Consider the following 25112-nt stretch of genomic DNA (forward strand, 5'->3'; position numbering starts at 1 on the left):
GTGTATTGTTGTGTGAGTTGAGAGTGGAGCGACGAGGGAAGGCCGGGAGCAAAAGCCCCATGACCCGCCGCGCCGGAGGCGTGGCATCGATGCAGTCATGGGGCCAAACTTAACCGGCAGACCTAGTCAGCCAAGGCGGTTTTCAGCAGAAGCTCGTACGTCGGACGCGGGTCGACGTCGTCGTGGCGGGCGATGCGATGCAGGATCAGCCCTTCGGACGCGGCCGCGATCGCGCGAGCGGCCTCGCGGGGATGTGGCGACCCGAGCTCGGCCAGGGCCGCGGTGGCCATGGTCTCCAGGACCTCGCGACCGCGGGACAGCGCCTCCCGCAGGGCGGGATCGTGACTGCCCTCCAGGAACAGGATCAGCCGCGCGGTCGTCCGCACCCGATTGACCCGGGTGATGTAGTCGAACAGTCCGCACATCGCGTCGACGAACTCGTCGGCCGTGGCCGGGGTGAAGGCGGATCCGACCGCCTGCGGGTCGGCCTCGGCCAGATGATCGACGACGCCGGTCAGCAGCGCGCGCCGGGTGCGGAAGTGGTTGGAGGTCGAGCCCTTCGGCAGGCCGGCCCGCTCGTCGACGCGGGCATGGGTGAGCGCTCGCAAGCCCTCGGTCCCCAGCAGTTCGATCGCGGCGTCCAGAGCTCGAACACGAGTCGACGTCATGCGGCCACTATAAACGTAGTGACACGGCACTACGTTCGTAGTACCGTCAAAAACATGCTGCCAACGCTCGATGGGGTGACTCACCACTACGTCGATCTGCCGGGACTGCGGATGCACGTGACCGAGGCCGGCAGCGGCGACGCTGTCCTGATGCTCCACGGTTTTCCCCAGCACTGGTGGGAGTGGCGAGACGTCATCCCCGCGGTCGCTGAGCACTACCGTGTGATCTGCCCGGATCTGCGCGGCGCCGGCTGGACCGACGCACCGCCCGACGGCTACACGAGCGGCCAGCTGCAGGCCGACGTACTCGCGCTGCTCGACCAGCTCGACCTCGATCGGGTGCATCTGGTGACGCACGACTGGTCGTCGATCCTCGGGTTCCTGCTCTGCCTGAACCACCCGGATCGCATCCGCGACCATGTGGCCATGTCCGTTCCGCCCCTGAATGCCACGTTCGATCGAGGGTTCGCGGGCCGCGCGCTGCGGTACGGATGGTTCAACCTGATCCTCCCGTGGCCGGGCCTGGGTCCGTGGGCACTTCAGGCCCGAAGACTGCCGCGGCACATGCTGCGGGCGCACTCGACGTCGACGCCGGAGGACCTGATCGAACTCTTCGCGAGCCAGTTCGCCGATCCCGCTCGAGCGCGGGCCGGGTCGGCGTTGTACCGGAACTTCATCCAGCCGGAGGGACTGCGCGCGCTGCGCGGGAAGTACCGCGATCAGCAGCTGACCACTCCGACCCGCGTGCTGATCGGCGCGGACGACCGGGTAGTGAAGGCCACGTTCGAGGACGGGATCGAGATCCCGGGCGCGGGGCACTTCATCGTGGACGACCGACCGGACGCGGTGGCCGCAAACGTGCTGGAGTTCCTGAAACGCTGAGCGTCGTACTCACCGGCTCCGGTGGGCGGCATCCCGCACAGGCGCCGGAGCCAGGTGAGTACGACGGGCCCTCAGTGGTGGGCCGGGTTGAGGTCCTTGGTCCACAGGACCGTGCCGAACAGGTTGCGCAGCGAGACCGTGAACACACCGGTCCGCGGGTCGATGCTGGTGTGACCGAAGAACTGGTTGCCGCCCGCGGGCGACTGGCTCGGGAAGTCCGCCACCTTGGAGAACACGACCTCCGGCCCGAAGGTGCTGTCGAGCGCGTTCGGCCCGAACGTACCGGCGTTGATCGGGCCGGCCACGATCTCCCAGAACGGGTCGAAGTCGGTGAACGCCGCGCGGGACGGGTCGTAGTGGTGCGCCGCGCAGTAGTGCACGTCGGCGGTCAGCCAGATCGCGTTGCGGACCTTGCGCTTCTTGAACTGGCTCAGCACCCAGGCGATCTCGTGCTCGCGACCGCCCGGCGCACCGGGGACTCCGTTGCCGACGGCCTCGATCAGCGAGCCGTCGGGCACCAGCAGGCCGAGCGGCATGTCGCTGGCGATCACCTTCCAGGTCGCCTTCGACGCGGCCACCTCACGCACTAGCCACTCGGCCTGCTCCGCGCCGAGCATCGCGACCGGGCCGACGGTGTCGGGCGTCGGGTTGGCGCCACGGTAGGTCCGCATGTCCAGGCAGAAGACGTCGAGCAGCGGACCGTAGCTCACCTTGCGGTAGATCCGGTTGCGTCCCGCGACGTGCTCCATCGGGAGGTACTCGAGAAAGGCTTGCTTCGCCCGGCCGGCGAGGACGTCGACGCGCTTCTCGGTGTAGCGGTCGTCGGTGAGGATCTCGCCCGGGTACCAGTTGTTCAGCGTCTCGTGGTCGTCCCACTGCGCGACCAGCGGCACGTCGGCGTACAGGTCGCGCACGTTGTGGTCGAGCAGGTTGTACCTGTACCGGCCGCGGTACTCGGCCAGGGTCTCGGCGACCTTCGAGACCTCCTCGGTCACCACGTTCTTCCAGACGGTGCCGTCGGCAACCTTCAGCTCGGCCGCGATCGGGCCGTCGGCGTAGATGTTGTCGCCGGAGTGCAGGAAGAAGTCGGGCCGGGTGTCGTGCATCGCCTTGTACGCGATCATGCCGCCGAGGTCCGGGTTGATCCCGTAGCCCTGGCCGGCGGTGTCACCGGTGAAGACGAAGGACACCGGCCGGTTGCGTCCCGGCGTACTGAAGGAACCCTCGAGGGACTCGCCGCGGCGGCCGTGGGCGTCCTCGAAGGCGATCCGGTAGTCGTAGCGCTGCCCGGGGCGCAGACCCTTCAGCGGCAGCTGCGCGGTGAAGTCCTGGTCTGGTCCAGTGACCGGGCCGCGCAGGCGGATCGCGCGGTCGAAGCGGCCGTTGCTGGTCAGGTCGACGACCAGCCGGGCCTGGCGGTCGGTACGGGACCAGACCACAGCGGAGTTCGTGGTGACGTCGGCCGACATGATGCCGGACGGCAGTGCGGGCCGGTCCCGGCGGACGACGGTGGGGGCCGCGGCGGCGACGCCTGGTACGGCGATCGTCGCGCCGGCGACGGTGGATGCGGCCAAGAGCTGGCGGCGGCTCAAGTTCATGAGCCGAAGGTGCGCTCCGCTGATGACAGTCAGGTGACGGGCGGGGGAACTGGGTGCCAAATCACCAGCGGACGGCACAATGGGAGGAGTCGCCGGGTCGAGAGGGAACGCTGGGAATGAGACGGGAACACCGCATCGCGCAGGTTTTCATCGAGCTGGCCGACACACTGGTGGCGGAGTTCGACCTGGTCGAATTCCTCCGCAGCCTGGCCGAGGTGACCGTCGAACTGCTAGATGTGGACGCGGCCGGCCTGATGCTGGCCGACGAGGACGGCGTCCTCCGCGTGATGGCGTCGTCGGACGACCAGGCCGAACTGCTCGAGCTCTTCGAGCTGCAGCAGGACGATGGTCCGTGCCCCGGGTGCTTCCGGACCGGCCAGCCGGTGGTCAACGTCGACATACGCCGCTGGCCCGAGTTCGCCGAAGCGGCGGCCGCCGGCGGCTATGCCTTCGCCCACGCCCTCCCGCTCCGGCTTCGCGGACACGTCATCGGTGCGCTCAACCTCTTCCGGTCCAGCACCGAGCCGCTCGGCGAGGAGGACATCAACCTGGGCCAGGCGCTGGCGGACATCGCCACGATCGGACTCCTGCACGAGCGGCAGGTCCGCGGGCAGCAGGTCCTGACGGAGCAACTCCAGAGCGCGCTGAACAGCAGGGTCCTGATCGAGCAGGCGAAAGGGATGCTGGCCGAGCGCGCCGGTCTGGCTCCGGCGCAGGCGTTCACCGCGATGCGCTCGTACGCACGGGGCACCGGACAGCGCCTGGCCGTCGTGGCCCACGGCGTATTGGACGGCTCGCTCGACACCTCGGCGCTGCTGACCCGGTAGCGCTTGCGCGCGGTGCTGCGGCGTGGTTCCGTTGAAGGTGACAGCCACTCTTCTCGTGGCGCTGCCCCGGACCTGGTAGCGCATCGACCCGATGCACTCCGGAACGGGGCGTTCTCATGTCTCAGCTCGTCGCGGACGACCACCATCCGCAGCGGCCGCAACAGCGGTACGCGAATCTCTACACCGACCTCGCCCAGACCGTCCGTGAGCTCGACCTGCTCCGGCGGCGGCACGGCTACTACTGGACCCGCATCGGCGTGGTGACGGCTGCCTTCGCGGGTGTCTGGGCCGGCGTCGCCCTGCTCGGCAACTCCTGGCTGCAACTCCTGATGGCCGGTGCCCTGGCACTGGTACTTACGCAGGTCGCCTTTCTCAGCCATGACAGCGCCCACCGGCAGATCTTCCACTCCGCGGCCTGGAACGACTGGACCGCACGCCTGCTGGCCAGCGGGCTGGTCGGCATGAGTGCGAGCTGGTGGCGCTCCAAACACAGCCGCCACCACCAGGCGCCGAACCAGCTGGACCGTGACCCTGACATCGGCGTAGGAGTCGTGGCCTTCACGCCTCAGCGCTTCACCGAACGCAAGGGCCTGAGCGGATGGCTGACCCGCCGGCAGGGCTGGCTGTTCTTCCCGCTGCTCACCTTGGAGGGCCTGAACCTGTACGTCGGGAGCGTGCGCCATCTGCTCCGCCGGTCGGCGACGTCGGTCGAGCGGATCGAAGCCGCGATCGTGCTGACCCGGCTCGGTGGGTACCTGGCCCTGTTGGTCATCCTGCTGCCGATCGGCAAGGCCGGTGCCTTCCTCGGGCTGCAGCTGGCCGTGTTCGGGATCTGCCTGGGTGGCTCGTTCGCCCCGAACCACAAGGGCATGCCACTCGTGCCGGCGACGATGAAGCTGGACTTCCTGCGGCGCCAGGTACTGATGTCGCGCAACGTCCGCGGCGGAGTGATCGTGGACTTCGCGCTCGGCGGGCTCAACTACCAGATCGAGCATCACCTGTTCCCGAGCATGCCCAGGCCGACCCTCCGGACGGTTCAGCCGATCGTTCGCGAGTACTGCGCTCTGCACGGGGTGAAGTACACCGAGGTCGGCCTGTTCGCGTCGTACCGGATCGTCATCGACTACCTGAACAACGTCGGCCTCCGCGCCCGGGACCCGTTCCAGTGTCCGCTCGTCGAGCTGTACCGCAAGTGAACCCCTGGTACGGCGAGGGTCCCGCCGCGTAACCTCGGGGCGAACTGCCTGCCAACTCGGCCCGCCCGCTCCGGCCGACAGTTGTCTGACTTGATCCGGCATGGTTCTGTAGAGGCCAACGGGCCACCTTTCGTGCCGCTGCCCTCCCGGTAGCGCATCGACCGATGCACTATCAGGACGGAGCGATGCCGATGTCGCACACCCTTGCCGACGATGCCCACCCGCAGGGGGCTCAGCAGCGCCACGCAAGTCTCTACAGCGACCTCCTCCACACGGTGCGGGATCTCGGCCTGTTGCGCCGGCGCCACACCTACTACTCGATCCGGATCGGGCTGGTCCTGGTGGCGCTCGCCGGAATCGTGACCGGCGTCATCCTGCTCGGCAACTCCTGGTTCCAGTTGCTGATCGCCGGCGCCCTGGCCCTCGTCCTCGTCCAGGTCGCGTTCCTCAGCCACGACAGCGCGCACCGGCAGATCTTCCACTCGGCCGCCTGGAACGACTGGACGGCGCGCATCCTGGCCGGCGGGATCGCCGGCATGAGCATCACCTGGTGGCGCAACAAGCACTCCAAGCACCACAACGCGCCCAACCAGTTGGGCAAGGACCCCGACATCGACATCGGCGTCGTCGCCTTCACCCCGGGTACCATTGCGAAGCGCGGGCGGCTGGGCCAGTGGCTCGCCGCCCGGCAGGGTTGGCTCTTCTTCCCGCTCCTGACGCTCGAAGGGGTCAGCCTGCACGTGTCGAGCCTGCAGCACCTCTTCCGCCGCGGGGCGACCCGGCTGGAACGTGTCGAGGCCGCGGTCGTGGTGTCCAGGATCGGCGGCTACGTCGCCACGCTGTACGTGCTGCTGCCGCCCGGCAAGGCCAGCGCGTTCCTCGCCATCCAGCTGGCCGTCTTCGGCGTCTGCCTCGGGGCGTCGTTCGCGCCGAACCACAAGGGCATGCCGCTGGTCCCGGCCGGTATGAAACTCGACTTCCTGCGCCGCCAGGTGCTCATGTCACGCAACATCCGGGGCGGCGTGCTGACCGACTTCGCGATGGGCGGCCTGAACTACCAGATCGAGCACCACCTGTTCCCGAGCATGCCGCGGCCGAACCTGCGGCGGGTCCAGCCGATCGTTCGCGAGTACTGCGCGCTGCACGGCGTGAACTACACCGAGGTCGGACTGATGTCGTCGTACAAGATCGTCGTCGACTACCTGAACAACGTCGGGCTGCGCGCTCGCGACCCGTTCCAGTGCCCCCTGGCCGCCCAGCTCGGGCGTTAGGGCGTGTCTGATGGTCCCGCGCAGTAGGCGCGGGGACCATCAGACACGCTCTTAACCCGAAGGCGGGATCTCGCCGGATCCGCGGATGGTGAGCTTCACCGGGACCCGGACCGTGCGTCCGGGCCGGTGCGGCTCGGGGAGGCGCTCGGTCATCAGCTGGATCGCCGTACGGGCCATCACGTCGGCCGACTGCGCGACCGCGGTCAGGCCCGGGCTGAGCAGGTCGCCCAGGGCGAGGTCGTCGAAGGACACCAGCGCGACCCGGTCCCGCCGGCCCGCGAGCCCGCGCAGCACCTCGGCGGTGGTCATGTTGTTGGCCGACAGCAGCGCCGTGGCCGGCTCCGGCCGGTCCAGTACGGCGGACAGGGTGATTCCGATGCCCTCGGTCGTCGGCTCGGACAGGTGGACCAGGTCCTCGTCCACGTCGATGCGGTGCCGCGCCATCGCGGCCCGGTAGGCGACGACGCGTTCGCGGGCGGTGAAGATTCGCTCGTCGTCACCCAGGTAAGCGATCCGCCGGTGCCCCTGCCGGACCAGATGGTCGATCGCCTGATCGATGCCGCCGGCGTTGTCCGCGAGTACGGCGTCCGCCTCGATCCCGTGCGCCGGCCGGTCGATCGTGACCACGGCCATGCCCGCGTCGACGTGCGGCGCGAGGTAGTCCTGGGTCTCCCCGATCGGCGCCATGATCAGCGCGTCCGGCCGGCGGGCGACGAACTCCAGGCAGACCTCCCGCTCCCGCTCCGGGTCCTCGTCGGTCAGGCCGATCATCACCACCGAGCCGGACGACCGGGCCCACAGCTCGACCGCCCGGCCGAGGGAGGCGAAGAACGGGTCGCCGATGTCGCGGATGACCACCGCGATCGTCCCGGTCTTGCCGCGCCGCAGCATCCGGGCGCTCTCGTTCGGGGTGTAGTTGAGCTCCTTGATCGCGGCCTGGACCTTCGCGGTCAGCTCCGGGCTGACGTTCGGCTCCTCGTTCACCACCCGGGAGACGGTCTTGAGCGCGACTCCGGCCCGGGCCGCGACCTCCTTCATCGTGGGCCGGCGCTGGCCCGCACCGTTCACGCCGCTGATCGTCATCGCCGGCCCCTCTCTCCCCTGTTGTCCCGCTCAGCTCTCGACGACGACCGGGATGATCATCGGACGGCGGCGGTGGGTGTCGCTGACCCACTTGCCGACCACCCGGCGAATCACCTGCTGCAGCTGGTACATGTCGTCCACCCCGCTGCCGATCGCCTTCTCGATCTCCGCCTCGATCCGCGGCTTCAGGTCGTCGAAGACGCTGTCGTCCTCGGCGAACCCGCGCGCCTGGATCTCCGGCCCGGCTGTCAGTTTGCCGGTAACGGAGTCCATCACAGCGATCACCGAGATGAAACCCTCGTCGCCGAGAATCCGGCGATCCTTCAGCGAGGTCTCGGTGATGTCGCCGACGGTCGACCCGTCCACGAACACGTAGCCGCAGTCCACCTTGCCGGCCACGACGGCCTTGCGGTCGATCAGGTCGACCACCACGCCGTCCTCGACGACGACCACGTTCTGCCGCGGTACGCCGGTCTGGATGGCCAGGTCGGCGTTCGCGTGCAGATGCCGGATCTCGCCGTGCACCGGCATCACATTGCGCGGCTTGACGATGTTGTAGCAGTACAGCAACTCGCCCGCGCTGGCGTGACCGGAGACGTGCACGAGCGCGTTGCCCTTGTGAATCACGTTCGCGCCGTGCCGGGTCAGGCCGTTGATCACCCGGTACACCGAGTTCTCGTTGCCCGGGATCAGGGACGACGCGAGTACGACGGTGTCGCCCGGCTGGATCTGGACGACATGATGGTCGTTGGCCGCGATCCGCGACAGCGCCGACATCGGCTCGCCCTGTGAACCGGTCGACACCAGCACGACCTGCTCCGGCGGGTAGTTGTCCAGTTCCCGCATGTCGATCAGCGTGTCGCCGGGGACGGTCAGGAAGCCGAGATCACGGGCCACACCCATGTTGCGGACCATCGAGCGGCCGACGTACGCGACCTTGCGGCGGTGCTTCACCGCGGCGTCCATCACCTGCTGGACCCGGTGCACGTGCGAGGCGAAGCAGGCCACGATGATGCGCTGGTTCTTCGCCTTGGTGAACACCCCGTCCAGCACCGGCGCGATGTCGCGCTCGTGGGTGGTGAAGCCGGGCACCTCGGAGTTGGTGGAGTCGACCATGAACAGGTCGACGCCCTCCTCGCCCAGCCGGGCGAACGCCCGCAGGTCGGTGATCCGGTTGTCCAGCGGCAACTGGTCCATCTTGAAGTCACCGGTGTGCAGCACCATGCCGGCTGGCGTCTTGATCGCGACGGCGAGCGCGTCCGGGATCGAGTGGTTCACCGCGACGAACTCGCAGACGAACGGCCCGATCTGCAGCTTCTCGCCCTCGACCACGGTCTGCTGCGGCACGTTGCGGTGCCGGTGCTCCTTCAGCTTGCCCTCGAGCAGCGCGAGCGTGAGCTGTGAACCGATGACCGGGATGTCACCCCGCTCGCGCAGCAGGTAGGGCAACCCGCCGATGTGGTCCTCGTGGCCGTGCGTCAGAACCACGGCCACGACGTCGTCGAGGCGGTCCCGGATCGGCTGGAAGTCCGGCAGGATCAGGTCCACGCCGGGCTGGTTCTCGTCGGGGAACAGTACGCCGCAGTCCACGATCAGGAGCTTGCCGTCGTACTCGAACACCGTCATGTTGCGGCCGACCTCACCGAGGCCGCCCAGCGGGATCACCCGCAAAGCGCCCGGAGCGAGTGGTCCGGGCGCGTCGAGATCTGGATGAGGATGGCTCATGCAATCAGTCCTGCCGTCTTGAGGTCGGTGGTGAGCCAGTCCACTTGCTCGGCGGTCGCCTCAACCAACGGCGACCGGAGTGTCGCGTGCTCGATGACGCCGGCCAGCTTGAGCGCGGCCTTCACCATGATGGCGCCCTGGGTCCTGGTCATGATCGCTTCGACGGCGGGCACCACTCGTCGATCGATCTCTTGTGCGCTGGCTAGGTCGCCGGCCACCACGGCGTCGATCAGCTGCCGGTACTCCGGACTCGCGACGTGCGCGACGACACTCGCGATACCGACCGCACCGATCGCCAGTGTGGCGAGGTTCAGCTCGTCGGCACCGCAGTAGTAGAACAGATCGGTGTTCGCCAGCACCTTGGTGGTCCCGGCGAGGTCGCCCTTGGCGTCCTTCACCGCGACGATCCGCGGGTGCGAGGCGAGCGCGATCAGGGTCTCGGTCTTGATCTCCACCCCGGCCCGGCCGGGGATGTCGTACAGGATGTTCGGCAGGCCGGTGGCGTCCGCGACCGCGGTGAAGTGCGCGCGCAGCCCGTCCTGCGGAGGTTTGTTGTAGTACGGCGTCACGACCAGGAGGCCATCGGCTCCGGCGGCCTCGGCCTGCTTCGCGCATTCGATGGTGTGCGCGGTGTCGTTGGTGCCCACCCCGGCGATCACCTTGGCCCGGTCGCCGACAGCCTCCAGCACCGCCTTGACCAGCTGGACCTTCTCGTGGTCCGAGGTGGTCGGCGCCTCGCCGGTGGTCCCGTTGATGATGAGGGCGTCGTTACCGCGGTCCACCAGGTAGGTGGCGACCTTCTGCGCCGCGTCGAGATCGAGCGCGCCGTCAGGCCTGAAAGGAGTGATCATCGCCGTCGTCAGCCGGCCGAACGGCGGCTCTGACGAGACGGAAGAAGCTGGCGAGGACATGGGGGTCAGATTACCGCTCCGCAGCCCAGGAGAAATGAGTAGGCCTGGTGGCTGTCCGCTCGGGGGTCCGGGCAGCCACCAGGCTCACTCGTCCTATCGGGCCCGGCCCCGTAGTCGTTACAGCTTCCACGAAAAAAATCCGGAAAAACTTCTGCGAATACTCTGCGTCATCAAGTGATCGCCCATTGTCGAGGATTTGCATGGATTCACGGCCTTCCGGCAAGCCAGATGCTTGTGGTGTTGAAGAGGTGTTCGAGGGCTTTGAGTGCGCCAGGGAGGAGGAGTACGCCGGCCGCGAGGAGAAGCGGGGCGATGACGATGCGTTCGACCCAGCCGCCGGTGCGGAAACGCAGGGGGCGTGGGAGGCGGAGCTCGTACCAGGTCTCGCCGCGGATCGGGAGCGGGAAGAGCCACGGGCAGCCGGAGCGCGTGAGGCTGTCGCCGAGACAGTGGACGAACATGCCGAGGCCGACGGCCATCCCGATCCAGCCACCGATCTCGGTCAGACCGGCTTGTACGGCGTCGGCCGCCGTCGTCCCGGGGAGCGCCGTACCGGCGACCGACCAGCCCGCCGCACCGAGGACCGCGAGGACGATCCAGTCGCCGAGCGCGTCAGCGGCCAGCACCAGACCGGTGACGGCCACCGCGAGGACTGCCCACTTTCCACGGTCGCCGAGGCTGGCCGCGAGTACGCCGAGCAGGGCTGCCGCAGCCAGTGTGTGCGTGGCGTGCCGGTGCTTCCCGGTGCTGTCCTCGTCCCGCGGACCCTTGGTCACGCTGTAGAGCACGCCGGAGAACGCGCGGACCACCGCCGAGACCGCCCGCGTCAGCGGTCCGAGCAACCGGGACGCACTGGCGCCCGGGTGATCGAGATCCGGCACCAACGCATACCCGGCCGTGGCCGCCGCGAACGGAACCACCTCAGCCACCGACGTCAGCCCGATCAGCGGCGCCACCGCCAATCCGGCACACCACCCTGACAACGCATGGGATCGACCCATCATCCGGCGCCTCACACCCCTCCCGGCCGGGTCACATCCTGTCAACCAAACCCCATCGGTCACAGCAGCCACGCTGACACCATCGCGTTTTGCATAATCATGCAGAGCGGTGCATACTTTTCCTATGTCCAAGGTGCTTACGTCGTTGCCCGTCGGTGAGCGGGTCGGGATCGCGTTCTCAGGTGGTCTCGACACGTCGGTCGCGGTCGCGTGGATGCGCGACAAGGGAGCGGTGCCCTGTACGTACACCGCCGATCTGGGTCAGGCCGACGAGCCCGACATCGCGTCCGTCCCGGGCCGGGCCACGGCGTACGGCGCCGAGATCACCCGCCTGGTCGACTGCCGGGCGGCGCTGGTCGAGGAAGGGCTGGCCGCGCTGGCGTGTGGCGCGTTCCACATCCGGTCGGGCGGTCGGACGTACTTCAACACCACCCCGATCGGGCGGGCCGTCACCGGCACGCTGCTGGTCCGGGCGATGCTCGACGACGACGTCCAGATCTGGGGCGACGGGTCGACCTTCAAGGGCAACGACATCGAGCGATTCTACCGGTACGGCCTGCTGGCCAACCCGCAGCTGCGGATCTACAAGCCGTGGCTGGACGCGCAGTTCGTGCACGAGCTCGGTGGCCGTAAGGAGATGTCCGAGTGGCTGGTCGCGCACGACCTGCCGTACCGGGACAGCACGGAGAAGGCCTACTCCACCGACGCCAACATCTGGGGCGCGACCCACGAGGCGAAGACGCTGGAGCACCTCGACACCGGGATCGAGACCGTCGACCCGATCATGGGCGTGAAGCACTGGGACCCGTCGGTCGTGATCGAGGCCGAGGACGTCACGATCGGCTTCGAGCAGGGCCGGCCGGTGACGATCAACGGCAAGGAGTTCGGCTCCGCGGTCGACCTCGTGCTGGAGGCCAACGCGATCGGCGGCCGGCACGGCATGGGCATGTCGGACCAGATCGAGAACCGGGTGATCGAGGCCAAGAGCCGGGGTATCTACGAGGCTCCGGGGATGGCGCTCCTGCACGCGGCGTACGAGCGGCTGGTCAACGCGATCCACAACGAGGACACGGTCACGAGCTACCACAACGACGGCCGGCGGCTCGGCCGGCTGATGTACGAAGGCCGCTGGCTGGACCCGCAGTCGCTGATGCTGCGGGAGTCCCTGCAGCGCTGGGTCGGTACGGCGGTGACCGGCGACGTCACGCTGCGGCTCCGGCGGGGTGAGGACTACTCGATCCTCGACACTACCGGTCCCGCACTCAGCTACCACCCGGACAAGCTGTCGATGGAGCGGGTCATGGACTCGGCGTTCGGCCCGGTCGACCGGATCGGTCAGCTGACCATGCGGAACCTGGACATCGCCGACTCCCGCTCCAAGCTCGAGCAGTACGCGAGCCTGGGCATGTTCGGTACGTCGAACCCGGCGCTGGCCTCGTCCACCGACCTGATCGGCGCGATGCCGACCGGCGGTGCCGACGCGATCGCCTCCCGCGGCGAGGCCACCGAAGAGGACGAGCTCCTCGACCGCGCCGCAATGGAGTCCGGAACGGACTGATCACCTGAACTCAGCGACCGGCCTTCAGGGGAGGCCGGTCGCTGTCAGGCGTCTCGCTCTCAGGCGTCGAAGTCGAGGGTGACTTCGGGGGTGGTCGGGTGGGACTGGCAGGTGAGGACGTAGCCGGCGCGGATCTCGTCCGGCTCGAGTGCCCAGTTGGTGTCCATCCGGACGGAGCCGTCGAGGACCTTGGCACGGCAAGTGCCACAGACACCGCCCTTACAAGCGAAGGGCGCGTCGCTGCGGACGGCGAGGGTCGCGTCCAGGACCGCCTTCGAGTGCTCGGCCAAGGCGAACGTCGAACGACGGCCGTCCAGGATCACCGTGACCTGAGCGGCGTTCTCGTCGGCGGGAGCCTCCTCGACGCGAGCGGTCGGGGCCTCGTCGCCGACGTGGAAGAGCTCGGCGTGCACATGCTCACGCGCCACGCCCTCCCCCAGCAGCAACTCCTGCGCGCCGACGACCATCGCGTACGGACCACACAGGAACCACTCGTCGACAGTCTCGAGCGGCAAGATCGTCTCGAACATCCGGCGTAGCCGCTCCGCGTCGATCCGGCCGCTGAACAGTTCCACCTCGGTCGTCTCCCGCGACAACACGTGCACCAGGTGCAGACGCTCGGCGTACCGGTCCTTGAGGTCGGCCAGGTCGTCGGCGAACATCACCGATCCGGCGGTCCGGTTGCCGTAGAGCAGCGTCACCCGGCTCGAAGGCTCGACCGCGAGGATCGTCGCGACCAGCGAGAGCACCGGTGTGATCCCGCTTCCCGCGGCGACGAAGGCGTAGTGCTTCACGTTCGCCGGGTCGAGCGTCGTACCGAACCGACCGAGCGGAGTCATCACCTCGAGCTCGTCGCCGACCTTCAGCTCATGCGCGGCGTACGCCGAGAACTCGCCGCCCGGGATCCGCTTCACGCCGATCCGCAGCACGCCCGATCCGGCGGGCGAGCAGATCGAGTAGCTCCGGCGTACCTCCTCACCGGTACGGCGGATCGTCAGGTGCTGGCCCGCGGTGAACTCGTACTCCCCCGCCAGCTCCGGCGGTACGGCGAACGTGATCGCGACCGAGTCGTCGGTGATCGCCTCGATAGCGGCCACCTTCAACGGATGGAAGACGGCTCTCCGCCGAGGCGCCACAGTCGTCGTTGTCATCAGAGCGCCTTGAAATGGTCGAAAGGCTCACGGCAGCTGTTGCACCGCCAGAGCGACTTGCAGGAAGTGGAGCCGAAACGGCTGAGCTCAGTGGTGTCGGGCGAGCCGCACAACGGGCACCGGATCGTCAGCGACAGCGAGACAGGTCCACCGACAGCGCGACGACCAGTCGGTGGGGCGATGCCGTACTCGGTGAGCTTCGCCTTGCCCGCCTCACTCATCCACTCGGTCGTCCACGCCGGTGACAGCACGGTCTCCACCCGCCCGTCCACGTGCAGAGTCTGAAGCGTCAGCTCGACCTCGTGCCGGATCACATCCATCGCCGGACAACCGGAGTACGTCGGGGTGATCGTCACGACCACCTCATCGCCGTCATGGCGGACGCCACGCAGCACTCCGAGGTCCGCGATCGTCAGCACCGGGACCTCCGGGTCCGCGACCTCGCCAACTGCTTCGAGGATCGCAGTGTCGGTCACCATGTCGCCCCCGGATGCGAGCGAGCCACATGCTGCAGTTCGGCGAGCAGATACCCGAGGTGCTCTGTGTGCCGACCGGAACGACCGCCGGTGTGCTGGTACGACGCTGACGGCCGGCTGCACGTGGATTCGTCGATGACCGCCATCACCCGACGCGTCCACTCGTCCTGCAACGTCGACGGGTCCACTGCGACCGACAGACGACGTACGAGCTCGTCGGACTCGAACAGCTCGGTGGTGTAAGGCCAGAGCGCTTCCAGACCGGCCTGCATGCGCCGATGGCTCTCCTCGGTGCCGTCGCCGAGTCGCAGCACCCACTGGGTCGCGTGGTCGACGTGGTACGTGACCTCCTTGACCGCCTTGCCCGCAACGCCGGACAGCGTCTCGTCAGCGGACTTGAGCAGCTCTTCGTACAGCAACTGCTGGTACGTCGCGAAGTACAGCAAGCGCGCCATCGCATGGGCGAAGTCACCATTGGGCAGCTCGCACAGCTGGGCGTTGAGGAAGTCACGCTCGTCCCGGAAGTAGGCGAGATCATCCTCCGTGCGATCGGCGCCCTCGACCAGGCCGGCGTACTGCAGCAGCGACCGGGCCTGGCCCAGCTGGTCCAGCCCGATGTTGCCGAGGGCAACGTCCTCCTCGAGCTGCGGGGCGGCCGCGATCCACTCGCCGGTGCGCTGCGCGGAGATCAGCGCGTCGTCGCCGAGGCGGAGCGCGTAGAGGAACAGATCGGACACAGGTGCGCTCATAGGTGTTGAACGCCTTCCGGAACCTGGTAGAAGGTCGGGTGCCGGTAGACCTTGTCGCCGGCCGGGTCGAAGAACTCGTCCTTCTCGTCCGGGCTGGACGCGGTGATGTCCGCGGCCCGCACCACCCAGATCGATACGCCTTCCTGGCGGCGGGTGTAGACGTCACGCGCGTTCCGTAGCGCCATGGTGGCGTCAGGTGCGTGCAGACTGCCCACGTGCGTGTGCGAGAGCCCACGACGGGACCGCACGAACACCTCCCACAGTGGCTCGATCATGCAGCCCCCTCCTTAAAAGCCTTCTTCGAGGCATACGCCGCTGCGGCTTCACGGACCCACGCGCCGTCCTCGTGCGCCTTCACCCGATGCGCGAGCCGCTGCTGGTTGCACGGGCCGTTGCCCTTCACCACGTCGTACAGCTCGGCGTAGTCCGGCTCGGTGAAGCGGTAGTGCCCGGACTCCTCGTCGTACGTCAGTCCGTCGTCCGGCACGCGCAGCCCGAGTACGTCGGCCTGCGGGACGGTCATGTCGACGAAGCGCTGGCGCAGCTCGTCGTTGCTGTGCCGCTTGATCCCCCACGCCATCGACTGCTCCGAGTGGGTAGACGCCGAGTCCGGCGGCCCGAACATCATCAGCGAAGGCCACCACCAGCGGTCGAGCGCGTCCTGCGCCATCGCCTTCTGCCCCGGGGTGCCGTTGCACAGCGTGTGCAGGATCTCGAATCCTTGCCGCTGGTGGAACGACTCTTCCTTGCAGACCCGGACCATGGCTCGCGCGTACGGCCCGTAGGAGCAGCGGCAGAGCGGGACCTGGTTGACGATCGCAGCGCCGTCGACCAGCCAGCCGATCGCACCGATATCGGCCCAGGTCAGGGTCGGGTAGTTGAAGATGCTGGAGTACTTCTGCCGCCCGCTGTGCAGCAGGTCGAGCAAGTCGGCCCGATCCACGCCGAGGGTCTCGGCGGCGGCGTACAGATAGAGCCCGTGGCCGGCCTCGTCCTGCACTTTGGCCATCAGGATCGCCTTGCGGCGCAGTGACGGCGCGCGACTGATCCAGTTGCCCTCGGGCTGCATGCCGATGATCTCGGAGTGCGCGTGCTGAGCGATCTGCCGGATCAGGGTCTTGCGGTACCCCTCCGGCATCGCGTCCCGCGGCTCGATCCGGTCGTCGGCGTCGATGGTCGCCTGGAAGCTGTCCATGCCGGCCAGCATAGCCGAGATGTGACACCTTCTGTCCAGATCGACGGGCAAGTGTCACAAAGTCGGACGGTGGTGCTAGCTCCACCCCGGGAGTGGTGGCAACGCGCTGGGGCCGGGACGGACGCGCCGGGAGGATTCAGTTCAAGGCTTACACAGTTTTCCGAAAGGACTCCCCGTGACCACGCAGACTCTCCCGGCCGTCGATCACCGCGGACCGGTCACCGGTCAGGAACGCGCACTCGCGCCCGACCTGATCCGCGGCGCGATGCTGCTGCTGATCGGCCTGGCCAACAGCGCCAACTTCGCCTTCGCCGGCCAGCCCGGCGTCGAAAGCTCGCCGCACGGCCTCGAGCGCGTGCTGAACTTCCTCAAGCTCACCTTCCTGGACGCCCGGGCCTACCCGGTGTTCGCGGTGATGTTCGGCTACAGCCTGGTCCAGCTGGCTCGGCGGCAGCGGTCGTCCGGCGCGACGCCCGGTGCGGTCCGGCGGATCCTGCTGAAGCGCAACGCGTGGCTGATCGCCTTCGGTCTGGTCCACGCGACGTTGCTCTACTTCGGCGACTTCCTCGGCGCCTACGGCATCGTCGGCATCATCTGCACGCTGTTCCTGCTCAACCGCAGTGACAAGTTCCACCGCATCATCCTGGGGATCTGGGCCCTCGAACTCATCTACGTACTGGCCACCGCGGCCCAGTCCATCATCGCCGTCGTGAACAGCTCGCGTCCGGCGCACGCTCTCACCAACGAACCGAACCCGTCGCTCGCCGCCTCGTCGTACGGCGCAAGCGTGATCGACCGCCTGCACGAGTACCCCATGCACACGGCCAGCGTGGTCGGCTTCATCATGGTCGTCTGGCTGGGCATCTGGGCCGCCCGCAAGCAGATCCTCGAGAACCCGGCCGCCCACAGGACCCTGCTGACCCGCGTCGCGGTCGTCGGCCTGGGCATCACGATCCTAGGCGGACTGCCGCTCGCGTTGGTCGGTGCCGGCTGGCTGCGCGTGGATGAGGCGGCCGTCGACTCGTTGAGCTACCTCTCCCACCTGAGCGGGATGTTCGGCGGACCTGGGTACGTCGCTCTACTCGGTCTGCTGGCCTCCTCCATCACCAACCTCTCGCTGCCGATCAAGGCGATCTCGGCGCTGGGTCAGCGGTCGCTGTCGGGCTACCTGTTCCAGTCCGTGTCATGGATGGTTCTGTTGGCGCCGTTCACGCTGGACCTGCGCTTCGGAAGCACGGCGTACACCGCCTTCTTCTGCGCGGTCGCGGTGTGGGTCGTCTCGGTGATCGGTGCGTACGCGATGAGCAAGCGTTCCTACCGCGGTCCGGCTGAGACCCTGCTGCGGCGCCTCGTCTACTGACTTGGGAGGATGGCGGGTATGAGTGACTTCGGCGTGCCGGAACCCGCCAACCTCTCGGATCTCTCTGGCGACAGCCCGGTGGCCGAGACGAGCGTGCGGCTGGCGCTGCCTGCGGAGGCGAACGAGATCGGCGAGATCCAGGTCGCCGCGTGGCGGACGTCGTACGCCGGACTGCTGCCGGCCGATGTGCTTGCCGACCTCAACCCGGCGCAGTTCGCGGCGCAGTGGCGGGCCGCGCTGCTCGCCCCCGGCGAGGCCCGCAACCGGGTTATGGTCGCGCTGGCCGGCCGGACGCCGGTCGGGTTCGCCGCGATCACGGCGTCCGACGACCCGGACGCGGACCCCCAGCGGGACGCGTTGGTCGCCGAGCTCGCCATCCGGCCGGAGGCGACCCGCGCCGGTCATGGCTCGCGGCTGCTGAACGCGGTCGTCGACACCATCCGTGCCGATGGCTTCAGCCGGGTGACGGTGTGGGTCAACTCCACCGACGACGTTCTGCGCGCCTTCTACACCGAGGCCGGCTGGGCTCCCGACGGCGCCCATCGCGAGCTGGATCTGTACGGCGACGAGTCAGTCCGGATCAAGCAGATCCGCCTCCACACAGATCCCGGATCAACTGACTGATCGCAGCGCGAAACGGCGGCGGTAGTCGCTCGGTGTCAGGCCGGTCCCGCGCTTCAGCTGGATCCGCAGGTTGGCCGCCGTCCCCAGGCCGCAGGTCCGGGCGATCGTCTCCAGCCGCACCTCGCCACGTTCGAGCAGCCGGCAGGCGAGGGCCACCCGCTCGCCGGTCAGCCAGGCCAGTGGCGTCGTACCCAGCTCGGCCTGGAACCGGCGATGCAGCGTGGCCTGACTCACCGCCGCGTGCGCGGCGATGTCCGCGACCGTCAACGGACTTCCGAGCCGTGCTCGCGCCCACTCCAGCAACGGCGCCAGCGAGGTGTCCGCGACGACCGGCACCGGCTGGTCGATGAACTGCCGCTGCCCGCCGTCGCGATGAGCCGTGAACACCAGCCGCCGGCTGACCGCGTTCGCCACCTCGGCGCCGTGATCGCGCCGAATCAGGTGCAGGCCCAGGTCGAGCGCCGCCGCGCTCCCGGCCGCCGTCAGAACGTTGCCGTCGTCAACGAACAGGACGTCCGGCTGCAACTCCACCTGTGGATACATCCGCCGGAACAGGTCAGCCCATCGCCAATGCGTCGTCGCCCGGCGTCCGTCAAGCACCCCGGCCGCCGCCAGCGTGAACGACCCGGTGCAGAAGCTCACCAATCGCGCTCCCCGCTCCGCGGCACGTCGTACGACGTCCAGTACGGCGTCGGACGGCGGCACCTCGGGATCGGGACGGTTCGGCACGATCACCGTGTCCGCGCGATCCGCCTGGTCGAGACCGCACACGCCGGTCAGCGTGAAGAACCCGGAGCTCATACGGACCTCGGGCTCCGGCGTACAGAGGCTGAACTCGTACCAGTCCCGGTCCAGCTCCGGCCGGCGCAGGCCGAACAACTCGGTCGCGACGCCGAGCTCGAACGGGTTGGAGCCGTGGTCGACGAGCACGGCGACGTGGTGCGAGGATTCTTTCGACATGTGCCATTTCTAGCACTCACTCCTTCCCGGTGCACGCGGCAAGACTGGGCGCATGAGCCTTGAACCGACCGATCTGCACGCCGTCCTGAAGACCTTCGACGACCTCTGGAGCCCGCGGATCGCCGCGCGAATCAACGACTACGACGTCCGCGTCACCAAGGTGGCCGGCTCGTACATCTGGCACGTGCACGACACCACCGACGAGTTCTTCCTGGTCCTCGACGGCGAACTGAGCATCGCCGTCCGCGACCCGGACGAGCGGGTCGTGTCGCTGACCCCCGGTCAGGTCTTCGTCGTTCCGCGCGGCATCTACCACCGCCCGTTCTCCGACGCCGGCGCCTCGATCGTCGTCATCGAACCGGCCGGCATCCCCACCACCGGCGACCACCACGACCCGATCCCCGACCACATCACCACCCACACCGGCCTCGAGGTCTGACTGCATAGCATCCAGCGGATCGGCGACGGGCCGGGGGTGGTGCTCGACCGGCGCGGGTTGGCATGACAGATTGCGACGGTCCGATCACGCAAGGCCATCCGCTGGAGTCTGCATGAAGTACCTCACCCTGGCCGTCGGGCTAGGGCTTTCCGCTGTTGCTGTTCTCGTCGTACCGGGGTCTGGTGCGACCGCCTCGATGCAATCGGCGACGGTGGTCGACCAGGCGCATCCGGTGGCCAACAAGTACCTGAAGCAGAGACCGGTGTGGACGCAGTGCGGCGACAGGGAACTGCGGACATACTGCGCCAAGATCACCGCACCACGCGACTGGGCCAACCAGTACTCCGGCAACGACATCCGGATCGCGGTCAGCAAGGTCGCGCCGGCCAAGGGCAAGCCGAGCCGGGTCGTGTTCGGCAACCCGGGTGGACCGGGCGGCGCCGGCCTCGGCATGGCGCCGTACCTGGCCAGTCAGGCCCCGCTGGCGAAGGACCATCTCGCCGTCGGGTTCGACCCGCGCGGTACCGGAGACAGCAGCAACGTGACCTGTGAGGGCTCCCCCGGCTACTCGATGGACGCGCGCGACCGGGACCCGTGGAACCTCGACCTGATCGCCCGGGCCTCAGAGCTGAGCCAGCCGTACTGCGACCGGGTGTCGCGCGGCCTGCTCCCCTACGTCAACACCGCGCAGACCGTGCAGGACATGGACCTGATCCGGCAAGTGCTCGGCTTCGACAAGATCGACTACGTCGGGTACTCCGGTGGCACCTGGCTCGGGGCGTACTACCAGACCTACTTCCCGCAGCACGTAGGACGCTTCGTGCTGGACTCGAACACCGACTTCACCCAGCCCTGGATCGACACCTTCGCCGCCCAGCCGCAGGCGTTCGAGCGCCGGTTCCGCGAGGACTTCGCGACCTGGGCGGCCCAGTACGACGACAAGCTGCAGCTGGGACGGTCACCCTCCGCAGTCATCCGCACCTACGAGCGGCTGCGGGCGGCGCTGAAAAAGCAGCCGGCGGTCGAGGAGTTCATGGACGGCTCGGTGAAGATCAGCTACGACCAGAACACCCTGGACAACACCGTCTCCGGGGACATGTATACAAAACTCGACTTCTATTCGTTGGCAATCGATCTGGCATTCCTCCGCGACCTTTCCGCGGCCCAGACAAAGGGCGGTCCGCAGGCCGCGCAACGGAAGGTGGACGCGCTGTCGCCCGCTCGCCAGCGCGACCTGGTCCAGCGCGCGAACCGCGGCACGGTCGGTCTGCGTCCGTTCGGCCACCTCGTCGGGGACGACGCCGAGTCGGCGACCTTCACAGCGGTCACCTGTAACGACACCCCCTGGCCGCAAGGACGCGAGTACGGCGAGCAGTTGGCCGGCCGGCTCGGTCCGCGCTACCCATTGCTCGGCTGGACGATGAGCGAGAACCCCTGCTTCTACTGGGACCGCCCCAACCTCACCATGCCGACCCCGACCGGTAAGGGATTGCCGACCACGTTGATGGTGCAGTCGGTGCACGACCCCGCGACCAACTACGGGCTCGCCGTCGCAGCCCACCACCGGTACGCCGGATCGCGCCTGCTCACCGTCACCCGCGAGGGCGACCACGGTGTCTACGGCGGGGTGAACAAGTGTGCGGACAAGATCGTCAACACCTTCCTCACCACCGGGGCCACACCGGCCAAGGACACCAGCTGCGTCGGCGAGGGCATCCCCGCTCCGAGCATGCCGGCCCCGGAGTTCGAGGAGGGCGAGCGCGGGTACGCCGAGGGTGCGCCGCTGCGCCGGATCGCGGGATTCACCAAGGCCGTCTCGGGATATCTGCACTGAGCCGGATATATGCACTGACTCCGAACGAACGTTTGCATCGCCCGGAATCCGGGCGAATTTCGGGCGATTTTCCCCTACACTCGGGCAGATCCCGATCACCGTCGGCGAAATTCCGGCCGGGCTTTCGTTGTCATGACAAATTTGTCAGGGGGATGTCAGGGTTCCGTCCCTGTGCGACAGAGCGTGATTTCGACAACCTTGAGTCAGCGCGGAGGAACCGGGCGTCGACCGGGAGGGCTCGACGGCCGTTGACCATCGCCGACGTGGCTTGGCCGGTTGTGAGGTGGGGGGACTGCCTGGGGGGTCAGACAGAGGCACAGCCGGCCGGGCCACGAATCTTCGGGCTCGCGCTCTCAGATCCCTCGCGGGGTGCCGTCGATCCCCCAGGTCGTGGTGCCCCGCGAGGCTAAATCCGTTCAGCAGCCCTGGTGGACTGCTGAACGGTTTTTCGTGCGGTCAGAGCCGGCCGCCGGTGCGGTTCGGGCTGTGGCTCGAGGCCGGTGGCGGATACCCGTCGGCGACTGCTGCCAGTGGGGCTGCTCGCCCGGCCGACCATGCAGTGCGAAAGGCTCGTCGCTCCAGCGACTGCTCGACCGCGGCCCGAGTGGCCTGGTAGTCGGCCTTCTCGATCTCCGGCACCGGTGCACCGATGACTTCCCGGACACCGTCCGCGGCACCCAGCAGGAACGCGGCGTACTCGGTCCGGCCGCGCTGCTGGGCGACAGCGGCCAGTTCCTCGAGCACACTGGCCGACCGCCACCGATCGCCCAGATCGCGATGCTCGGCCAGGCTCTCGTCCAGCAGATGTACGGCGCGCTCCGTCAAGCCGCGGCGGCGTTCCACGATGCCCAGCTGGTTCAGCGACCAGGCGACACCTTCGCGGTACCCGAGTCGTTGCGACAACGCCAGGCTCTCCTGCAGGAGGTCCTCGGCCTCGACCAGTTCGCCCTTGTACTGAGCGATCGTGCCGAGGCTGATCACTGACCAGGCAAGCCCCTCGCCGTCACCGATCACGCGGAAGCTGTCCCGCGCGCGTCCGCAACGCCGCGCACCGACGTCCAGATCGCCGCGCAGCCAAGCCACGAATCCCAGGTGGTTGTGCGCCCACGCCATACCGGATCGGTCGCCGAGGCTCTCGTACAGGTCGAAGCTCTCGCAGTGCAAGTCTTCCGCGGCTGCATAGTCGCCACGCTCCCGCGCGACACCACCGAGCCGCTGCAGCACAAGCGCCGTACCGGCGACGTCCTCGAGCTCCTTGTACTGCGCTAGCGCGGTCTGCAGCCGTTCTGACGCGGCGTCGTACTCGCATTGCAGGAACGCGAGCATCCCGGCGCCCAGATTGGCCTTCGCGCACGCAGGGGCGAGCTCGGCCATCTCCTCCGCAGGCACCGAATCCCCAAGGGCCAGGGCGCGTTCAAGCCACTGACTGCCTTCGGCGTAGTGCCCGCGCAGATAGCAGAACAGCCACAGGCCGCCGGACAACCGCAGCGCCTCGCTGACCGACCTGGTCCGCAACGCCCACGCCATCGCGGCGCGCAGGTTGTACAGCTCGCCGTCCAGCCGTTCGAGCCACTCCTCCTGATTCGGACCGCGCAGTTCGCCCTCGGCCTGTTCGGCCAGGCTGATGTAGTACTGCGCGTGCCGGTTGGCGGCCTCCTCCGACTTGCCGGCCGCCATCAGCCGATCGGCGGCGAACTCCCTGATCACGGCGAGCATGTAGTACCGCGCCACGCCGCGCCGCCGGATCACCCGGATCAGCGACTTGTCCACCAGCCGGCCAGTCAAGTCGAGCGCCTCGGCCCGGTCCAGCGGACCTGGCGATGCCTTGCCCGACATGACCGTTGCGGCAGCGCTCAGCGTCCATCCACCGACGAACACCGACAGCTGCGCGAACACGTCGCGCTCGGCCGGCGTGAGCAGGGCATGGCTCCACTCGATCGCGCCGTACATCGACTGCTGCCGTGGCGACGCCGTCCGGGAGCCACCGGCCAGGATGCCGAACGACGTCTCCAGCTCGGTCGCCAGTTCCTCGATCGTCATCACGTTCGTCCGGGCCGCGGCCAGCTCGATCGCGAGCGGCATGCCTTCCAGCCGCCGGACCACGCGGGCCACCTGGTCGATCTGCCCGGTCGGGTCGTAGCCGCGAGCGGTCGCCCGCTCGACGAACAACCGGATCGCGGCCGAGGACTCGAGCTGGTCCTCGTCGTGCGGCAGCGCCAGCGCGGGCACGACGTACACGCTCTCGCCCGGGACCCGCAGGAGCTCGCGGCTGGAGGCGAGGATCGAGAGGTTGGGGCAGTACTCCAGCAGGACGGCACAGATCTGGCCGACGGTCGCGACGACGTGCGAGCAGTTGTCGAAGACCAGCAGCATCTGGCTGCGGCCGATCTGCTCGGCGATCTCCTCGACCAGCCGGGTGCTCTCCAGCAGGTGCAAACCGGTCGAAGCGGCGACCGCCGGAAGGACGGCAGCCGGGTCGTTCAACGAGGCCAACGGCACCCAGCAGACGCCGTCCTGGAAGCTGTCCGCGAGCTCGCTGCCGACTGCCATCGTCAGACGCGTCTTGCCCACACCACCCGGCCCGGTGAGCGTCAGCAGGCGAGTGATCCGCTGCCCGATCAGACGTTTGGTGGCGGTGAGCTCGGTGGTGCGGCCGATGAGCTGATTCGGCGGTGCGGGTGGCTGGCGCATCGGCGGCCGGGCGCTCTCGGACTCCCGGCGAGCGGCCGCGGTGAGCTGCGACCGGCCCGGATCGTCGAGGCGGAGGGCGTCCGCGAGCAGGCGCAACGTGTGCGCGCGCGGCGCGCGCCGACGTCCCCGCTCCAACGCCGCGATCGCGTCGACGCTCAGGCCGGCAAGTTCGGCCAAGCCTTCCTGCGACAGCCCGGCCTCACGCCGGTGCCGGCGCAGAAGTCCACCGAACCCTGCCCCCTGCACGTCGTCCGAGCCGCGGCGAGACCCGTCTGATGGCACAGGACGGCTCCACCCAGTCTCCGACCCTACGTGGCGGCTGCCACGTAGCCTTGCCCTGAAACTATCCCGTTTCGCACTCTGTTGTCAGTTACCTCGGTGCGGTTCACAGCCAACTCCCAGATAACTCGCAGGTGCTCAGCCCGCTGTCTTGTCGTGGTGGGCGATTGCGGACCGCATCGTCGCGCGGGCCCGCTTCCTGTCACCGGCCGCGTCATAGGCGGTCGACAGCCGGAACCACACCCGCCAATCGTCGGGCGCCGCTTCCGCTTCGTCCTTGTACTTCACGAAGGCGGCGTCCGCCGCGGCCCGATCGATTCGGCCGGACGGGCGGCGTGGGAGATCGTCCACCGGCAGCCCGCCGGCCGCATCCAGTTCGTGGGCCAGCGCCTCGACCCGGCGACCAAACTGCAGTTCGCGCCAGACCAGGTACGCCCCCACCACCGGGATCACCAGGACCGCGACCCCAAGACCGATCGCGACCGGATCGCCGGTCCCGATCAGCAACACCCCACGCCATCCAAGAAGTACGGCGTACGCGACGAACACGACCGCCAACACGATCGCCATCCGCTTCGCGGTCATGGGGCCTCCCAGCCTGGACTGAGGAGCGCAGGGAGCGAAGCGACCGGAG

23 protein-coding genes are annotated in these 25112 nt (G+C 68.3%); 9 read left to right on the plus strand and 14 right to left on the minus strand.

Translation table 11 applies throughout. The annotated features are described in order from the left end of the window. Nucleotides 1-122 precede the first annotated feature (122 nt). Complete coding sequence (locus AB0E63_RS43230; protein ID WP_360379747.1) at nucleotides 123-668, minus strand: TetR family transcriptional regulator; 546 nt, start codon at nucleotides 666-668, stop codon at nucleotides 123-125. Nucleotides 669-722: 54 nt separating this feature from the next. Between AB0E63_RS43230 and AB0E63_RS43235 the strand changes: the two genes are divergently transcribed. Beyond that, on the plus strand, nucleotides 723-1550 hold the full coding sequence (locus AB0E63_RS43235) for an alpha/beta hydrolase (RefSeq protein WP_360379749.1): 828 nt from the start codon (nucleotides 723-725) through the stop codon (nucleotides 1548-1550). Nucleotides 1551-1621: 71 nt separating this feature from the next. Here AB0E63_RS43235 and AB0E63_RS43240 read toward each other — a convergent pair whose 3' ends face one another. After that, nucleotides 1622-3148 carry an alkaline phosphatase D family protein gene (locus tag AB0E63_RS43240; RefSeq protein ID WP_360379752.1) on the minus strand — a complete coding sequence of 509 codons (1527 nt, stop codon included), beginning with the start codon at nucleotides 3146-3148 and terminating at the stop codon, nucleotides 1622-1624. A 116-nt stretch (nucleotides 3149-3264) separates the two neighbouring features. Between AB0E63_RS43240 and AB0E63_RS43245 the strand changes: the two genes are divergently transcribed. The 3 genes from AB0E63_RS43245 to AB0E63_RS43255 all read left to right on the plus strand — a co-directional run bounded on the left by AB0E63_RS43245 (nucleotide 3265) and on the right by AB0E63_RS43255 (nucleotide 6442). Then, nucleotides 3265-3975 carry a GAF and ANTAR domain-containing protein gene (locus AB0E63_RS43245; RefSeq protein WP_360379754.1) on the plus strand — a complete coding sequence of 237 codons (711 nt, stop codon included), beginning with the start codon at nucleotides 3265-3267 and terminating at the stop codon, nucleotides 3973-3975. Nucleotides 3976-4091: 116 nt separating this feature from the next. Next, nucleotides 4092-5171 (plus strand): acyl-CoA desaturase, encoded by a 1080-nt coding sequence (locus AB0E63_RS43250; RefSeq protein ID WP_360379757.1) that lies wholly within the window; start codon nucleotides 4092-4094, stop codon nucleotides 5169-5171. A gap of 191 nt (nucleotides 5172-5362) precedes the next feature. Continuing rightward, nucleotides 5363-6442 carry an acyl-CoA desaturase gene (locus tag AB0E63_RS43255; RefSeq protein ID WP_360379760.1) on the plus strand — a complete coding sequence of 360 codons (1080 nt, stop codon included), beginning with the start codon at nucleotides 5363-5365 and terminating at the stop codon, nucleotides 6440-6442. Nucleotides 6443-6493: 51 nt separating this feature from the next. On the opposite strand, the gene AB0E63_RS43260 is transcribed toward AB0E63_RS43255, so the two are convergent. From AB0E63_RS43260 to AB0E63_RS43275, 4 genes are all read right to left on the minus strand, one after another. Beyond that, nucleotides 6494-7525 carry a LacI family DNA-binding transcriptional regulator gene (locus tag AB0E63_RS43260; protein ID WP_360379762.1) on the minus strand — a complete coding sequence of 344 codons (1032 nt, stop codon included), beginning with the start codon at nucleotides 7523-7525 and terminating at the stop codon, nucleotides 6494-6496. A gap of 30 nt (nucleotides 7526-7555) precedes the next feature. Continuing rightward, entirely contained in the window at nucleotides 7556-9250 is a 1695-nt protein-coding gene (locus AB0E63_RS43265; protein ID WP_360379765.1) for a ribonuclease J, read from the minus strand. Then, a complete protein-coding gene (dapA, locus tag AB0E63_RS43270) occupies nucleotides 9247-10161 on the minus strand; it encodes a 4-hydroxy-tetrahydrodipicolinate synthase (protein WP_360379768.1) in 915 nt (304 codons plus the stop codon). Before dapA ends, AB0E63_RS43265 begins: the two co-directional genes overlap by 4 nt. 206 nt (nucleotides 10162-10367) lie before the next feature. Then, nucleotides 10368-11165, minus strand: coding sequence for a metal-dependent hydrolase (locus AB0E63_RS43275; protein WP_360379770.1), 798 nt, complete (start codon nucleotides 11163-11165; stop codon nucleotides 10368-10370). 121 nt (nucleotides 11166-11286) lie between these two features. Here AB0E63_RS43275 and argG point away from each other — a divergent pair, with 121 nt between their 5' ends. After that, entirely contained in the window at nucleotides 11287-12720 is a 1434-nt protein-coding gene (gene argG, locus AB0E63_RS43280) for an argininosuccinate synthase (RefSeq protein WP_360379773.1), read from the plus strand. A gap of 59 nt (nucleotides 12721-12779) precedes the next feature. On the opposite strand, the gene paaE is transcribed toward argG, so the two are convergent. The 5 genes from paaE to paaA are packed head-to-tail and all read right to left on the minus strand — an operon-like array spanning nucleotide 12780 to nucleotide 16291. After that, nucleotides 12780-13871 (minus strand): 1,2-phenylacetyl-CoA epoxidase subunit PaaE, encoded by a 1092-nt coding sequence (paaE, locus tag AB0E63_RS43285; protein ID WP_360379776.1) that lies wholly within the window; start codon nucleotides 13869-13871, stop codon nucleotides 12780-12782. Beyond that, on the minus strand, nucleotides 13871-14350 hold the full coding sequence (paaD, locus tag AB0E63_RS43290; protein WP_360379778.1) for a 1,2-phenylacetyl-CoA epoxidase subunit PaaD: 480 nt from the start codon (nucleotides 14348-14350) through the stop codon (nucleotides 13871-13873). The genes paaE and paaD overlap by 1 nt, the downstream gene beginning before the upstream one ends. Next, nucleotides 14344-15096 carry a 1,2-phenylacetyl-CoA epoxidase subunit PaaC gene (paaC, locus tag AB0E63_RS43295; RefSeq protein WP_360379781.1) on the minus strand — a complete coding sequence of 251 codons (753 nt, stop codon included), beginning with the start codon at nucleotides 15094-15096 and terminating at the stop codon, nucleotides 14344-14346. Before paaC ends, paaD begins: the two co-directional genes overlap by 7 nt. Continuing rightward, nucleotides 15093-15371, minus strand: a complete 279-nt coding sequence (gene paaB, locus AB0E63_RS43300) for a 1,2-phenylacetyl-CoA epoxidase subunit PaaB (RefSeq protein WP_360379783.1) — start codon at nucleotides 15369-15371, stop codon at nucleotides 15093-15095. Before paaB ends, paaC begins: the two co-directional genes overlap by 4 nt. Beyond that, nucleotides 15368-16291 carry a 1,2-phenylacetyl-CoA epoxidase subunit PaaA gene (gene paaA, locus AB0E63_RS43305; protein ID WP_360379786.1) on the minus strand — a complete coding sequence of 308 codons (924 nt, stop codon included), beginning with the start codon at nucleotides 16289-16291 and terminating at the stop codon, nucleotides 15368-15370. The genes paaB and paaA overlap by 4 nt, the downstream gene beginning before the upstream one ends. Nucleotides 16292-16466: 175 nt before the next feature. Between paaA and AB0E63_RS43310 the strand changes: the two genes are divergently transcribed. Together AB0E63_RS43310 and AB0E63_RS43315 are read left to right on the plus strand one after the other, a co-directional pair. Next, nucleotides 16467-17651 (plus strand): DUF418 domain-containing protein, encoded by a 1185-nt coding sequence (locus tag AB0E63_RS43310; protein WP_360379788.1) that lies wholly within the window; start codon nucleotides 16467-16469, stop codon nucleotides 17649-17651. An 18-nt stretch (nucleotides 17652-17669) separates the two neighbouring features. Continuing rightward, nucleotides 17670-18275: a GNAT family N-acetyltransferase gene (locus AB0E63_RS43315; RefSeq protein WP_360379791.1), complete on the plus strand. Its 606-nt coding sequence runs from the start codon at nucleotides 17670-17672 to the stop codon at nucleotides 18273-18275. On the opposite strand, the gene AB0E63_RS43320 is transcribed toward AB0E63_RS43315, so the two are convergent. After that, the gene (locus AB0E63_RS43320; RefSeq protein ID WP_360379793.1) at nucleotides 18264-19235 is read right to left on the minus strand and encodes a helix-turn-helix domain-containing protein; all 972 of its coding nucleotides are present in this window, start codon (nucleotides 19233-19235) and stop codon (nucleotides 18264-18266) included. The two genes, AB0E63_RS43315 and AB0E63_RS43320, sit on opposite strands and share 12 nt — an antisense overlap. Nucleotides 19236-19287: 52 nt before the next feature. Here AB0E63_RS43320 and AB0E63_RS43325 point away from each other — a divergent pair, with 52 nt between their 5' ends. Further along, a complete protein-coding gene (locus AB0E63_RS43325) occupies nucleotides 19288-19674 on the plus strand; it encodes a cupin domain-containing protein (RefSeq protein ID WP_360379796.1) in 387 nt (128 codons plus the stop codon). Nucleotides 19675-19786: 112 nt separating this feature from the next. Next, a complete protein-coding gene (locus tag AB0E63_RS43330; RefSeq protein ID WP_360379799.1) occupies nucleotides 19787-21508 on the plus strand; it encodes an alpha/beta hydrolase in 1722 nt (573 codons plus the stop codon). Nucleotides 21509-21964: 456 nt separating this feature from the next. On the opposite strand, the gene AB0E63_RS43335 is transcribed toward AB0E63_RS43330, so the two are convergent. Together AB0E63_RS43335 and AB0E63_RS43340 are read right to left on the minus strand one after the other, a co-directional pair. After that, on the minus strand, nucleotides 21965-24481 hold the full coding sequence (locus AB0E63_RS43335; RefSeq protein WP_360379801.1) for a tetratricopeptide repeat protein: 2517 nt from the start codon (nucleotides 24479-24481) through the stop codon (nucleotides 21965-21967). Between the two features lie 135 nt (nucleotides 24482-24616). After that, nucleotides 24617-25063, minus strand: coding sequence for a hypothetical protein (locus AB0E63_RS43340; protein ID WP_360379803.1), 447 nt, complete (start codon nucleotides 25061-25063; stop codon nucleotides 24617-24619). Nucleotides 25064-25112: the final 49 nt, after the last annotated feature.

The organism is Kribbella sp. NPDC026596, from assembly GCF_040638415.1.
GTDB lineage: Bacteria > Actinomycetota > Actinomycetes > Propionibacteriales > Kribbellaceae > Kribbella.